Below are 11,631 nucleotides of genomic sequence, written 5' to 3' on the forward strand. Positions count from 1 at the left end.
CAAGCCCGCTCCCACAGACATCTCCCACAAGCAAGTCCACTCCCACAGACCCTGCCACAGAGCCCCCTCGCCACCCGCCCTTTGCGCCGACCGAGGGTGCTATATACTCCCGGCCACTGGGGAACCGGACGGGAGATTCGGGTGGGCAAGGCAGATCAGGGGGAATGGCGGGCCATGGCGCTCAACGGGCTGCGCACGGGCCTGCTGCTGGCACTGGCCGCGATCACTGCGGGCTGTGCCACGCTGGCGCCATCGCCGCCGTCGGATCAGAGCAATATCTGCGAGATCTTCCGCGAGCAGCCGCGCTGGTACGACTACGCGCGCGACTCCGAACGCGAATGGGGTACGCCGATCGCCACCCAGATGTCGTTCATCCAGCAGGAGTCCTCCTTCCGCAGCCACGTGCGCCCGGACCGCGAGCGGCTGCTGGGCTTCATCCCCTGGAGCCGGCCGTCCTCCGCCTATGGCTACGCCCAGGCGCAGGACCCGGTCTGGGGCGAATACCGCGAGGATGCCGGCAGCCGCTTCGCGCGGCGCACCCACATGAAGCACGCGACCGACTTCATCGGCTGGTACAACGACCGCACCCGGCGCATGACTGGCGTACCGCTGCACAACGCGGAGCACCTCTACCTCGCCTACCACGAGGGCCAGGGCGGCTACAGCCGCGGCAGCTACCAGAACAAGCCGCAGGTACGGGCCGCGGCGCGCCAGGTCGCCCAGCGGGCCGACCGCTACGAATCCCAGTTGGCGAGCTGCGAATCCGAGTTCCGCTGCCGCCGCTTCTATCAGGTCTGGCCCTTCTGCCGACAGTAAACGGAGCCGCGAATGCCCTGCCCGCCCCGGGAGATCCCGGATAACCGCTACGCGGTTTCCGGGATGACATCCCTGTTCGGCACGCTCGGCGCACCCCAACCCCTCTAGGGGCCTTCCCAACCCCCGGTCATCCCAGCCGTAGCGCAGCGAAGAGCCGGGATCTCCTGCCCCTGCCCCGGCCTCCTCGGGGCCACCTCGCCGGCCAGCCGCATCGGCTTCGCCATCGCTCGATGCGAAGGGCGTGCACGACGTGACGACGACACTTGAGGGAACCCGGCCGGACGTGTTCCAGTCTCCGAACTACCCTCTTACGGAATACAAGGACGCACCATGAGTGACAACCCGACCGCTGGCTTTCGCTTCAACCACACCATGCTGCGCGTGAAGGACCCGCAGAAGGCGCTGAACTTCTACCAGCGCGTGTTCGGCATGCAGCTGGTGAAGACGCTGGACTTCCCGGAGTTCGAGTTCACGCTGTACTTCCTGGCCCAGCTCGGCGAGGACGAACCGCAGCCGCCGAAGGACGCCGGCGAAGCCACGCGCTGGATGTTCAGCCAGCGCGGCATCCTCGAGCTGACCTACAACTACGGCACGGAGAAGGACGCCGACTTCCATTACCACGACGGCAACGCGGAGCCGCAGGGCTTCGGCCACATCTGCTTCTCGGTCCCGGACCTGGACGCGGCCGTGCGCTGGTTCGACCAGAACGACGTGGAGTTCGTGAAGCGCCCGGACGAGGGCGGCCTGAAGGACATCGCCTTCGTGAAGGACATGGACGGCTACTGGATCGAAATCCTCGAGCCCAACCGCCTGACCGGGCTGGGGCACTGACACGCAAACCCGGTTGCTGCTGACCACTGGCAGGCGCGTATTGCCGAAACCTGACGCGGGCCGGGGCTTCGCCGGCAAGCCGGCTCCTACCGGTCGGCTGTCATCCCTCGGGCGCACGCCAGCGGCCGAGGCCGCGTGGTTCATGATCGAGGCTTCAGATGCCGGAAATGCCGGGGCCAGACATGCGAAAGGGGCCACTCGGGCCCCTTTGCAGGATTTGGCGGAGAGTACGGATTACGCCCGGCTGCGCCGGGCGCCCTTCGGGCCGCCTTCGCTGCGCTGCGGCGTTCCGGTGTCGCTGCGCGCCACCGGTCGAACCATCATTCTTATATCTCGGGTTCGAATCCCGGAAATGCCGGGGCCAGACGTGCGAAAGGGGCCACTCGGGCCCCTTTGCAGGATTTGGCGGAGAGTGAGTCTGCCGATCACCGACCGGACACTACCCATATCGACGCTGTAAGCCCCTAATACTTCGACCTTTCTGCTTTACCCTTGTAGTCGATAGTAGCGCAGCGTAGGCTATAGTTACAAGCACTATTTGGGGATAGGTAAAGGGAATGCCTCGTAAGGCGGAGGAAATGGGGGCGCTGGCGATCAAGCGCCTTGAGCATCCAGGAGAGTACACCGTTGGGGGCGTGGCGGGCCTGCGCGTCCGCGTCTACGACAACGGGCACAAGTACTGGCTTCTGCGCGCGACGATCGCCGGCCGCGTCCGAGAGATAGGCATTGGGCCCTATCCCGAGGTGACGCTCGCCAAGGCCCGCGAGGCCGCGTCCGACATGCGTATGCAGATCCGCGAAGGTATCGACCCGCTCGCGGAGCGCAGAGCCGCGAAGGACGCTCTGGCTGCTGCGACCGCAAAGGCCCTGACATTCAGCGATTGCACCGACCGCTACCTCGCGAACAAGAGTGCCGGTTTCCGGAACGAAAAGCATCGGCGGCAATGGCGATCCTCGCTGGAGCAATATGCAGACCCGATCATAGGGCGGCTGCCGGTCGACAGGATCGAGCTGGCACACGTCCTGGAGGTGTTGCAGCCCGTATGGCGCACCCGCACAGAAACGGCCAGTCGCGTCAGGGGCCGAATGGAGAAGGTGCTCGACTACGCGACCGTGAGCGGCTATCGCGACGGCTCGAACCCTGCGAGATGGCGCGGCAACCTGGACGCGATTCTGCCGGCCCCTTCCAAGCTCAAGAAGGTTCGGCACCACCGCGCCCTACCCTGGGCTGAGGTGCCGCCATTCATGGCGGCATTGCGCGAGCGCAGCGGGACCGCCGCTCAAGCCCTGCAGTTCCTCGTCCTGACCGCGACCCGATCCGGTGAAGTCCGCGGCGCGACATGGGACGAGATCGACCTCGAATCCAGCACGTGGTCCATACCCGCCGAACGCATGAAAGCGGGCAGAACTCACGTGGTCCCATTGTCGGACGCGGCGCTCGAGATTCTGGAGGCCCGCCCCGATCGAGACGGCCTTGTCTTCCCTGGGCAGCGAGGCGGGATGCTGAGCGATATGTCACTGAGCTCCGTGCTGAAACGCATGCAGGTCGACGCCACGGTCCACGGCTTCCGATCCTCGTTCCGGGACTGGGTGTCTGAAACCACCCGCTACCCGCACGAGGTCGCCGAGATGGCCCTCGCGCACACGATCCCGAACGCCACAGAGCGGGCCTATCGGCGCGGCGACCTACTGGAGAAACGACGCGCCCTGATGGACGAATGGGCCGCGTACATCGTGGAGGCAGAGAAATGACCGGCACTCGACCGACCGACAACTGGGAGGCGGCCGTCGAACGCGTGAAGGCCACCGGGAAGGGCTGGGAAGCGCTGCTGTATCACGCGGCCCGGCTACTGCGGGAAGGCCGCGCCCTGCCGCCGCCGCTGGCGGACTTCATTGCCGGGGGGCTCGACGAGATCCGCGAGACCGAACACAAGGGGGCCGCCAAGCTGTTCGGTTGCCATCATGCGCGGGGCCGCCGGGGGAACGCGTCCAGGGGGCTGAAACGCGCTATCGACGTTGAAATTCTGATGCGGATGACCGGCGTTTCCCAGATCCAGGCGGCTGCTGCGCTGACCCAGGATGACACCCTCAACAACAAGGAGCAGCTCGCACCGTCTACCTGGGTTCGGGCGCACGACGATCACAAGGAGGACGCCTGCGCGATCATCGCATCGGGCAAACCAGAAGGCCCCGAGCCCCGCCCGATTGATTGGCTAACGGAGTCCGAAGAAAAAGCCGCCAGGATCGCAAAGCGTATGAAGAATAGGGGCCCTAATCCCGCATAGATCGCCCCTCCCGCACTCGCCAATCTGTACCCGTCACCACCAAAAACGACGAGGTACGGTAATGGCTGACACGACGAACGAATCGGTGTACTTGTCGGAGCGCGACATTGCCCGCAGGTACAGCATCCACCCCAAGACCGTTTGGCCCTGGATTCATAACCAGGGGTTCCCGCAGCCGATCCGGCTGAGCCCGCGATGCACCCGTTGGCGTCTGGAGGACCTGTTGGCCTGGGAAGCCCGCCGCGCAGGCGGTGCGGCATGAGGCCCGCCAACAGAAAAGCGCTGGCCGAGGGGGCGGCACAGCGCTTTGGGGGCGAGCTACACGGTCACAAGCTCACGTCTGAGCATAGCACAGAAGATCTGTTTCGCATCGCCAATCGGCGGGCTCACGTAATCGGCTGCTACCGAAGGGGCCCCGATCGCACGCGGGCCATACTGCGATGCCTGCGGGCCCTCAAGGCCGCACTGGCCAAGGGGGCGCGGCCATGACTCGGAAAGTGCCGCCGTATGCGAAGCGCCATGCCGAAGCCCTACGCCACCCGCCGCACACCGTCTGGATCGCGGCCGGGCCGAATGCCTGGAAGTGGGCCCGGCAGCGACCGAGCCACGTAGTCCTGGTCGCCCCACCCGAGGAAGATCCCGCCGCTCTGGACTGGCGCATGTGCCGAGGCCATGACCCGGTGCTGGTCGTTCGCACGGGACCAGCCGAAGGCGCGCAGGTACGCGGGCTGATCGCGGCCCTGTTGCGGGATGGTGTCGAGCGCGTGCTGGACGAAGCCGGAACGCTATTCGTGCCGGAGGTGCGCCATGCCTGAAACCGTGGTTATCCCTGTCGAGCGGACGGAGCCGCGGTTCAAGCTGTTACACGTTGCCGAGCTCGAGTTCCGGCCACCGCGTTTTTTAGTGCGGGACTACCTCGAGGCCGAATCTCTGGCGTTGGTATTCGGCGATCCCGGGTGCGGCAAGTCGTTTCTGGCCGTCGATCTGGCCTGCTGTATTGCAACCGGTGCGGACTTCCACGGCAACCCCACCACGCAGGGCCCCGTTGTGTACGTCGCGGGAGAGGGCCACAACGGCCTGAAGCGGCGTTTCGTGGCATGGGAGACCCACACCGGCCAGAGCGCCGCAGACGCGCCCCTGTACGTGTCGAGCGCGGCCGCAGCCCTATGCGATCCCGATTCCGCGCAGGCAGTCGTGACCGCCGTGGATGCGGTGCCGACCGATGGGCCGCCCGCCCTGGTCGTGATCGACACCGTGGCCCGCAACTTCGGCCCGGGAGACGAGAACAGCACCAGCGATATGGGCGTGTTCATCCAGGCGGCCGACCGTATCCGCACCCGGTACGGCTGCACGGTGCTACTCGTCCATCACAGCGGCCACGCGGACAAAGGGCGTGCCCGAGGGGCTACCGCCCTGCGGGGTGCCCTGGACGCTGAATATCGAGCGGACAAGGACGAAGCCGGCACCGTCCGCGTGGAGGCGTCCAAAATGAAGGACGCACCCTTTCCCCAGCCCTTGGCGTTCGAGCTGCGCAGCGTGCCCCTCGGTATCGAGGACCACGACGGTCGCGAGGTCACGTCCGCCGCGCTGGTATCCACGACCTATGAGCCGCCCGCCAAGCCGTCCGGGCGCCAGGGCAAGTGGAAGCAACTCGCCCTGGACGAGCTGGCCCGTTTGTATGAGTCCAGGCGGGCGAACCTTGAGCGCGGTGGGTTCGACCCTGACACCGCCCGGGTTGAGGTCTCCGAGTGGCAACAGCAATGCCGGGATGCCGGGATGCCGAAGCAACGATGGTCCGATGTTCGCCGGGCCTGTCTCGACTCCGAGCTGGTTTCCATTGAGCACGGGTTTGCCTATCCGAGGGTCCGGAAGTCCGGTCCGTCCGGTTCCTGAAGGAAACCGGACCGGACCGGACGCCCTTAACCGGACAAGCGGACCCTAACCGGACCAAAACCGGACCCGTAACCGGACCGAAAATCACGCAGAATCAATAGTCTGCACCTTGACACACCAACCAATCCGATAGACAATACCTATCATGTAGGGGGCTCCAATGGACCAAGACGAATTCGAGCAACGGCTCCGCGAAGACTCCAGCCGGATGTTCTCCAGCGAGGACGCCGGACGGCGGTACTTCATCCGCAAGCCGCCCACCTTCCCCAAGATCGAATCCTTCTCCGAATTCCAGAAGGCGCACGACGCCATCGTCGCGGCTGCCTCCGAGCGCCTGAACGAGATTGTCGGGGCCGGCCTGTCCACCCGGGACGTCGCGCTGGCCAGCCAGATCGAGGGCATCAACATGAACTTGTCCCTGCGCGCGCTAGAGGCCGCCGGTGATCCTCGGTGGACGGTCCTGGATTCGCGGGTCGAGAGCCTGCGCCAAGGGGTCGCGATTGCTATGGAAATCTGGAAGCAAAAGCGAGGGGGTGACGCATGAACATCCCGCTGATACACGCGCAGATGAGTTTCCTCGCCACCTATATGGCCGCGCGCCAATACCGAGCACCGGAGCCCACGCGATGAACCGACCCAAGCCCCGATCGTTCACGCCCGAGCGCGACCCCATGATCCCGTCCGGGCCGGCCAGCCAGTACCTGACGAAGAACCGCGGCCGCCCGAGCGACCAGCCCAAGGCGCAGAACCCCCAGCGCGTGAAGATCCCACGGGCCGCTCGCAAGGTGGCGCGGGCGTCGATTCTGGCCAAGCTCTCGACCGCTCCCCTGGCCTTCACCGGGGAGAGCGGGGAGCAATGGCTGGGGCTGGCAGAGATCGGCCTTGTCCTGGGCCTCGACGTGGCCGAAGTGGCAGACCAGCACGCACGCGGCGAAGGGCCGCCGCTCGAGATGCGCAAGAACGAACAGGGCCACCACGAGCTGATGGGCTCGGTAACGAACCTGACCCTGTACCTGATTACCGAAGCGACGAGGTAGACCCATGGCAGCGAAACCCGATTTCAAGAGCAAGCTGGGTTCTCTGGCCGAAAGCCAGAAAGCCATCCAGGACGAGATGAAGGGCGCGCACGATGGCCTGATGGCAAAGATCCAGGCCAAGCGCGATGAGCTGAAGGAGATCACCAGCGCCGCCCCGAACGTTGGCGAGATCCTTCACCGCGCCCAACTGTCGATCGACGAGATGGCCGGGCGGTATGAGAAGCGCCTTAAGGGCGCGTTTGTGGAGTCGCGGACAGCCGAGGCGATGCTCCAGACGGGGGCAGCGATCCCGGACAACAAGAACTTGTTGGGGCCGCACGGTGCGGTGCTGCGCAGTCGCATGCAAGAAAACTGGCGCAAGCAACTGGTGCTCGACCTGTTTGCGCCCGGACCAGGACCTGCCAACCAGGAGCACCGGGACCACCAGATCGATGGAACGGATACGGCCATGCTGATCGCCTGGCTGTTCCGCGACGAACTGGTCGAGCGCATGCGCACCTTCGCGGAGACCCACGCCCCCGCCGGCGAATCCCGCGCAGCCGATATCGAACGGCTGAAGGCGGAGATCGCAGACCTCGAAGAACAGGCCGCGCAGATCCGCCGGGAAGCCTCCGAGGCCGGTTTGCACCTGGAGGCCGCATGAACACGCGCGTTATCGAGGAAATCGCCGAACTGATCGGGTTCCGCGGCGCGTATGAGCTGAGTCTCCAGCGCGCCGGGACGAGCTTCTACGTTCCTGTCGACCCAGCCCCTCAACACTGGCTGAACGACATCCTAACCCCCGATGAGATTCAGGCTCTGGCCGCTCGGTTCGGCGGGGAAACGATCACCCTCCCCCCCCTTCGCGACAACACCCGGCACCGTATTGAGGTTGCGCTGAAGAACAAGCTCGAGGTTCGGATGGTGGCGATGCTCGCGAATCGCAGTGAGCGGTACGTGGCGCGCGTGAAGGAAGAACTGGCGCAGGCGGGCCGGCTGCCGAGCGATGCGGCGTAGGGGACCCTGTGAGGCCCTAGCAGGCGGGCACGCAGAACACCTCGGATGTCGGCAGTTTTTGAGACGCATTCGCATTTGTTTATTCCCACCAGGAACACGCCATGGCTGACAAGCGCAGCACCGTTGAATTAATCTTTCAGGGGATCGACCGAACGGGCGAAGCCACCCAGGCCGCGCTACGCAACGCACAGTCGTTCAGCGATTCCATCGGCAACGTCACCGCACCGATCGCGGACTTCACCAAGAAGGCCGTGGCGTTCGAGGCCGCCTTGCTCGGGGCCGGCGCTGCCATCACCGCATTCTCGATCAAGGCCGCCGGGGACTTCGATTCGGCGTTCCGTGAAATCTCGACCCTTATCGACCAGCCGGTCGAGGATCTCGGGGAATTCCGCGATGCCATCCTCGAATACTCGCAGACGAGTACGCAGCCCCTGGAGTCGATCACGTCCGCGATCTACAGCGCGATCTCCGCGGGCGTCGATTATGCCGATAGTGTGGAAGCGGTGGCGCAGGCGGAACAGCTCGCTGTAGCGGGCAAAGCCGACCTCAATGACTCCCTGACGGTCCTGGTCTCCAGTCTCAACGCCTACGGCCTTGAGATGGAAGAAGCGGCCCGGTTCAGCGATGCGCTGTTTACGGCGGTCCAGGAGGGCCAGACGACCCTGCCGGAGCTTGGCAACAGCCTCTCGCGTGTCACTGGCCTGGCCGCGACCGGTGGGGTCGAGTTCGAGGAATTGCTGGCGGCGATCTCTGCGCTGACCGCGACCGGCACGCCCACGAACGAGGCCATCACCCGGATTCAACAGGCGCTGTCGAACATCATCAACCCGACGCAGCAAGCGCGGACGATGGCCGCAGAACTCGGGATCGAGTTCAACGCGACCACGCTACGGTCCGAGGGCCTGGCCGGGATGCTGGACATGGTGGCGCAGGCTACCGGGGGCAGCGAGGAACAGATGGGCAAGCTGTTCGGTAGCACGAACGGCTTGCTGGCGGTCCTGGACCTGACGGGCAACGCGGCGGAAGGCTTCGCGGGCTCGCTGGACAGCATGGCGGACAACGCGGGCGCGACTGATCGCGCGTTCGCGGACATGGCCGGGAGCGTCGAACAGCAGAATCAGCGCGTGGCCAACAGCCTGCGCGGGCTCGCGATCGAGATTGGCGGGCCGTTGCTCGAGCAATACGGCGGCGTCACAGACGCGCTGACGGCCGTTTTCCAGGCGGTCGGGGCGAATGTGCGCGATGGCCAGTTGGGCGGCCTGGTGGGCGTCGTGGAGGGCATTCTGGCGGATACCGAGTCAGTGTTCCGCAGCATGGCCGAAAACATGGGCGAGGCGCTGGAAGATGCCGACCTTTCGGGGTTCGAGCGTGGCATTGATGCGCTGCGGGAAGCCGTACAGAACCTGTTCCAGAATCAGGACTTGAGCACCGCCGAAGGGCTCGCCAGTGCCATGACCACCCTGGCCGATGCGTTCGCGGGTCTGTCGCAGTTTACCGCGGGCGTGATCGAGTCGTTCCAGTTCCTGTTCGACCTGATGGTCCGGGCCGGTTCCGCGACGGCAGAGCTGGACGATAGCCTGTTCCGCCTGGCCGGCCGGTTCGGGGGTATCGCCACGCAGATCGACCTGGTGTTGCCGCTGCTGAACGGCCTGCTGGGGCTGATGATCCTCAACCAGGGCAAGAATCTGGTATTCGGGGCCAATGCGTCCGCGGCGGCCCTGGCGAATCTGGCGAAGTGGCTGGGGCCTGCGGGGCTTGCGGGCGCGGCCGGCTGGGGCATCGGATCGTTCCTGAACGACAACATCATCGATCCTCTGGTCAACGCGGTCACGGAGAACGAGAACACGCTCGGGACGTGGATCTACGAGGTGATCCACGGCACCGAGGAATGGGAAAGCGCCACGCGCGATATGAGCACTGCGCAGCGCGATCTTGCAAAGGACCTGGGCAGCACCAACGAAGCCCTGGAGAAGCAAGGCCGGGACTACGACCGCATCGTCAACGAAATGACCGAGGCCGACGATATCGCCCGGGAATCGAAGCGCCGCCTGGCTGCGGAGTTCGAGGCTCAGGGCCTCCAGTGGGACGCCACCACCGGGAAGATTGGCGAGACCAAGACGATCATCGACGGCACCGAGGAAAGCAACCGGCGCTGGGTCGAGACCATGGAAGGCGGCGTCACCACGTTCACGCAGGTGGGCAAGGTGTTCCGTGGCGAGATGGAAGGTGCCAAGACCGCCACGCAGGAAGTGGCCGAACAGTCCGACGAACTCAAGATCGCGCTGGAAGAGCTCGCGAGTAACGAGCGCATCAAGTACATGGAGTTCGAGGCGCAGATGAACGTGGCCGAAGTCCAGGCGCAGGCGCAGGAAGTCGAGGCGGTGTTCGGGTCGATCAACAACACGATGGACAGCACGGCGGATCTTCTCGGCGGCCTGTTCGGGCAGTTGGAAGGCGCGTCACGCTGGGACCAGTTGGATATCCGCAGCCAGATCGAGCGCGAGAACCGAATCCGCGAGGAAGCCCACGAACGGCAGATGCGGATGGCGGATGCCCATATCGACGCGCTCAAGGAGCGCACCAAGGCCATGCGCCGCGGCGACAGCATGATTAAGGTGGACGGCGCCGGCCTCCAGCCGCACCTCGAAGCGTTCATGTGGGAGATCCTGCGCACGATCCAGGTGCGCGTGAACGAGGATGGATTGGACATGCTTCTCGGGACGTCTTAGCCAGCGCCCCCAAGCGGTCCGCCGGGAACCGTGCTCCTGCAATCCCGGTGAACCCCGCAGACGAGACCGCCAGTCCTCTGTCCGCGGGGTTTTTTTGTGCCTACCGCAGGCTGCGGCGTTCCTCAATCGAGAGCGGTTCCCGTTCATCCGTCCAGCGGGCGAGGCGAGCGCCGGACTCGCGGCGATCCTTCAACGCGGCCTGGGCTTGGTCACGGGTGTCGAACGGCCCGGCGACGATATCCCCTAGCAGGCGGCGCCCATCGGGTAGATCGCGGTCCTGGACCACGTAGAAGCGGTCGAACTCGGGCTGGCGGCGGGTGATGCCCTGGGCAAGAGCCAGCCTGTCGAGATAGCGCTGGTAGTCGCTGCGGGCTGCGGGGGTGTCGCTGTAGCCGTAGTGATCGGCCCATTCGTGGAAGCTGTACATGGTCTTTCTCCTGTCGTTGGGTAAACAGGGAAAGCAGCCAGGTAGATCGTTAGGGGATACAGCGGGGGACGGTCGTTGCGACCGTCCATAACCCACTGATTTTATTGAATAGGTGGCGGAGAGTGAGGGATTCGAACCCTCGATGGGCTTTTGACCCATACTCCCTTAGCAGGGGAGCGCCTTCGACCACTCGGCCAACTCTCCGAAACGCGGCACAGGATACGATCTTGAGCCGGCAATTGAAAGGCCCGGAAGGCGGGATGCGCGCCTCCGGGCCTTTCCGTACCGAGCGGAAGGTTCAGTCGTCTCGCGCAGAGGCCGCCGCGCCACCGGCGCCGGCACCCCCACCGGAGTTGCCGCCCCCTTCGCCGCTGCCCGCAACGTTGGATTCCCGCTGAATACGCTGGAAAATCTCCTCGCGGTGGACAGCAACGTCCTGAGGGGCGTTGATCCCGATACGAACCTGATTGCCCTTGACCCCCAAGACGGTGACGGACACGTCCTCGCCGATCATGAGGGTCTCGCCCACACGCCGAGTCAAAATGAGCATGCTCTTCTCCGCAGTGCCTGTGTCGGACGCAGTCGGTCGTCCGGTAACCGTTTTACGGTCTGTCATCC

14 protein-coding genes and 1 tRNA gene are annotated in these 11,631 nt (G+C 65.1%); 12 read left to right on the forward strand and 3 right to left on the reverse strand.

What is annotated here, in order from left to right; all coding sequences use genetic code 11:
- Positions 1–141: 141 nt before the first annotated feature.
- From D000_RS0102435 to D000_RS0102490, 12 genes are all read left to right on the forward strand, one after another.
- Positions 142–816, forward strand: coding sequence for a hypothetical protein (locus D000_RS0102435; RefSeq protein WP_018871967.1), 675 nt, complete (start codon positions 142–144; stop codon positions 814–816).
- 330 nt (positions 817–1,146) lie between these two features.
- Positions 1,147–1,647, forward strand: a complete 501-nt coding sequence (gloA, locus tag D000_RS0102440) for a lactoylglutathione lyase (protein ID WP_018871968.1) — start codon at positions 1,147–1,149, stop codon at positions 1,645–1,647.
- 557 nt (positions 1,648–2,204) lie between these two features.
- Complete coding sequence (locus D000_RS0102445) at positions 2,205–3,398, forward strand: site-specific integrase (RefSeq protein WP_196800587.1); 1,194 nt, start codon at positions 2,205–2,207, stop codon at positions 3,396–3,398.
- Complete coding sequence (locus D000_RS0102450) at positions 3,395–3,931, forward strand: hypothetical protein (RefSeq protein ID WP_018871970.1); 537 nt, start codon at positions 3,395–3,397, stop codon at positions 3,929–3,931. Before D000_RS0102445 ends, D000_RS0102450 begins: the two co-directional genes overlap by 4 nt.
- A gap of 61 nt (positions 3,932–3,992) precedes the next feature.
- Positions 3,993–4,193 carry an AlpA family transcriptional regulator gene (locus D000_RS0102455; protein ID WP_018871971.1) on the forward strand — a complete coding sequence of 67 codons (201 nt, stop codon included), beginning with the start codon at positions 3,993–3,995 and terminating at the stop codon, positions 4,191–4,193.
- Between the two features lie 223 nt (positions 4,194–4,416).
- Complete coding sequence (locus tag D000_RS0102460) at positions 4,417–4,746, forward strand: hypothetical protein (RefSeq protein WP_026279708.1); 330 nt, start codon at positions 4,417–4,419, stop codon at positions 4,744–4,746.
- Positions 4,739–5,824: a helicase RepA family protein gene (locus D000_RS0102465; RefSeq protein ID WP_018871973.1), complete on the forward strand. Its 1,086-nt coding sequence runs from the start codon at positions 4,739–4,741 to the stop codon at positions 5,822–5,824. The genes D000_RS0102460 and D000_RS0102465 overlap by 8 nt, the downstream gene beginning before the upstream one ends.
- A 160-nt stretch (positions 5,825–5,984) precedes the next feature.
- Positions 5,985–6,368 carry a hypothetical protein gene (locus tag D000_RS0102470; protein WP_018871974.1) on the forward strand — a complete coding sequence of 128 codons (384 nt, stop codon included), beginning with the start codon at positions 5,985–5,987 and terminating at the stop codon, positions 6,366–6,368.
- Positions 6,369–6,450: 82 nt separating this feature from the next.
- Entirely contained in the window at positions 6,451–6,861 is a 411-nt protein-coding gene (locus tag D000_RS0102475; protein ID WP_026279709.1) for a hypothetical protein, read from the forward strand.
- Between the two features lie 4 nt (positions 6,862–6,865).
- Positions 6,866–7,504, forward strand: a complete 639-nt coding sequence (locus D000_RS0102480) for a hypothetical protein (RefSeq protein ID WP_018871976.1) — start codon at positions 6,866–6,868, stop codon at positions 7,502–7,504.
- Entirely contained in the window at positions 7,501–7,857 is a 357-nt protein-coding gene (locus D000_RS0102485) for a hypothetical protein (protein ID WP_018871977.1), read from the forward strand. Before D000_RS0102480 ends, D000_RS0102485 begins: the two co-directional genes overlap by 4 nt.
- 101 nt (positions 7,858–7,958) lie before the next feature.
- A complete protein-coding gene (locus D000_RS0102490; RefSeq protein WP_018871978.1) occupies positions 7,959–10,586 on the forward strand; it encodes a phage tail tape measure protein in 2,628 nt (875 codons plus the stop codon).
- A 100-nt stretch (positions 10,587–10,686) separates the two neighbouring features.
- Here the strand turns inward: D000_RS0102490 and D000_RS0102495 are convergent, their stop codons facing one another.
- The 3 genes from D000_RS0102495 to csrA all read right to left on the reverse strand — a co-directional run bounded on the left by D000_RS0102495 (position 10,687) and on the right by csrA (position 11,563).
- The gene (locus tag D000_RS0102495; protein ID WP_018871979.1) at positions 10,687–11,013 is read right to left on the reverse strand and encodes a hypothetical protein; all 327 of its coding nucleotides are present in this window, start codon (positions 11,011–11,013) and stop codon (positions 10,687–10,689) included.
- Between the two features lie 113 nt (positions 11,014–11,126).
- Positions 11,127–11,217: transfer RNA gene (locus D000_RS0102500), tRNA-Ser, on the reverse strand.
- Between the two features lie 94 nt (positions 11,218–11,311).
- On the reverse strand, positions 11,312–11,563 hold the full coding sequence (gene csrA, locus D000_RS0102505) for a carbon storage regulator CsrA (protein ID WP_018871980.1): 252 nt from the start codon (positions 11,561–11,563) through the stop codon (positions 11,312–11,314).
- Positions 11,564–11,631 lie beyond the last annotated feature (68 nt).

This window comes from Thioalkalivibrio sp. ALJ16 (assembly GCF_000377345.1).
In the GTDB taxonomy this organism is placed as follows: Bacteria; Pseudomonadota; Gammaproteobacteria; order Ectothiorhodospirales; family Ectothiorhodospiraceae; genus Thioalkalivibrio.

Coding starts and splice junctions, on each gene's coding strand:
- gloA (WP_018871968.1), top strand. CDS start 1,147: ATGAGTGACAACCCGACCGCTGGCTTTCGCTTCAACCACACCATGCTG.
- D000_RS0102445 (WP_196800587.1), top strand. CDS start 2,205: ATGCCTCGTAAGGCGGAGGAAATGGGGGCGCTGGCGATCAAGCGCCTT.
- D000_RS0102450 (WP_018871970.1), top strand. CDS start 3,395: ATGACCGGCACTCGACCGACCGACAACTGGGAGGCGGCCGTCGAACGC.
- D000_RS0102455 (WP_018871971.1), top strand. CDS start 3,993: ATGGCTGACACGACGAACGAATCGGTGTACTTGTCGGAGCGCGACATT.
- D000_RS0102460 (WP_026279708.1), top strand. CDS start 4,417: ATGACTCGGAAAGTGCCGCCGTATGCGAAGCGCCATGCCGAAGCCCTA.
- D000_RS0102465 (WP_018871973.1), top strand. CDS start 4,739: ATGCCTGAAACCGTGGTTATCCCTGTCGAGCGGACGGAGCCGCGGTTC.
- D000_RS0102470 (WP_018871974.1), top strand. CDS start 5,985: ATGGACCAAGACGAATTCGAGCAACGGCTCCGCGAAGACTCCAGCCGG.
- D000_RS0102475 (WP_026279709.1), top strand. CDS start 6,451: ATGAACCGACCCAAGCCCCGATCGTTCACGCCCGAGCGCGACCCCATG.
- D000_RS0102480 (WP_018871976.1), top strand. CDS start 6,866: ATGGCAGCGAAACCCGATTTCAAGAGCAAGCTGGGTTCTCTGGCCGAA.
- D000_RS0102485 (WP_018871977.1), top strand. CDS start 7,501: ATGAACACGCGCGTTATCGAGGAAATCGCCGAACTGATCGGGTTCCGC.
- D000_RS0102490 (WP_018871978.1), top strand. CDS start 7,959: ATGGCTGACAAGCGCAGCACCGTTGAATTAATCTTTCAGGGGATCGAC.
- D000_RS0102495 (WP_018871979.1), bottom strand. CDS start 11,013: ATGTACAGCTTCCACGAATGGGCCGATCACTACGGCTACAGCGACACC.
- csrA (WP_018871980.1), bottom strand. CDS start 11,563: ATGCTCATTTTGACTCGGCGTGTGGGCGAGACCCTCATGATCGGCGAG.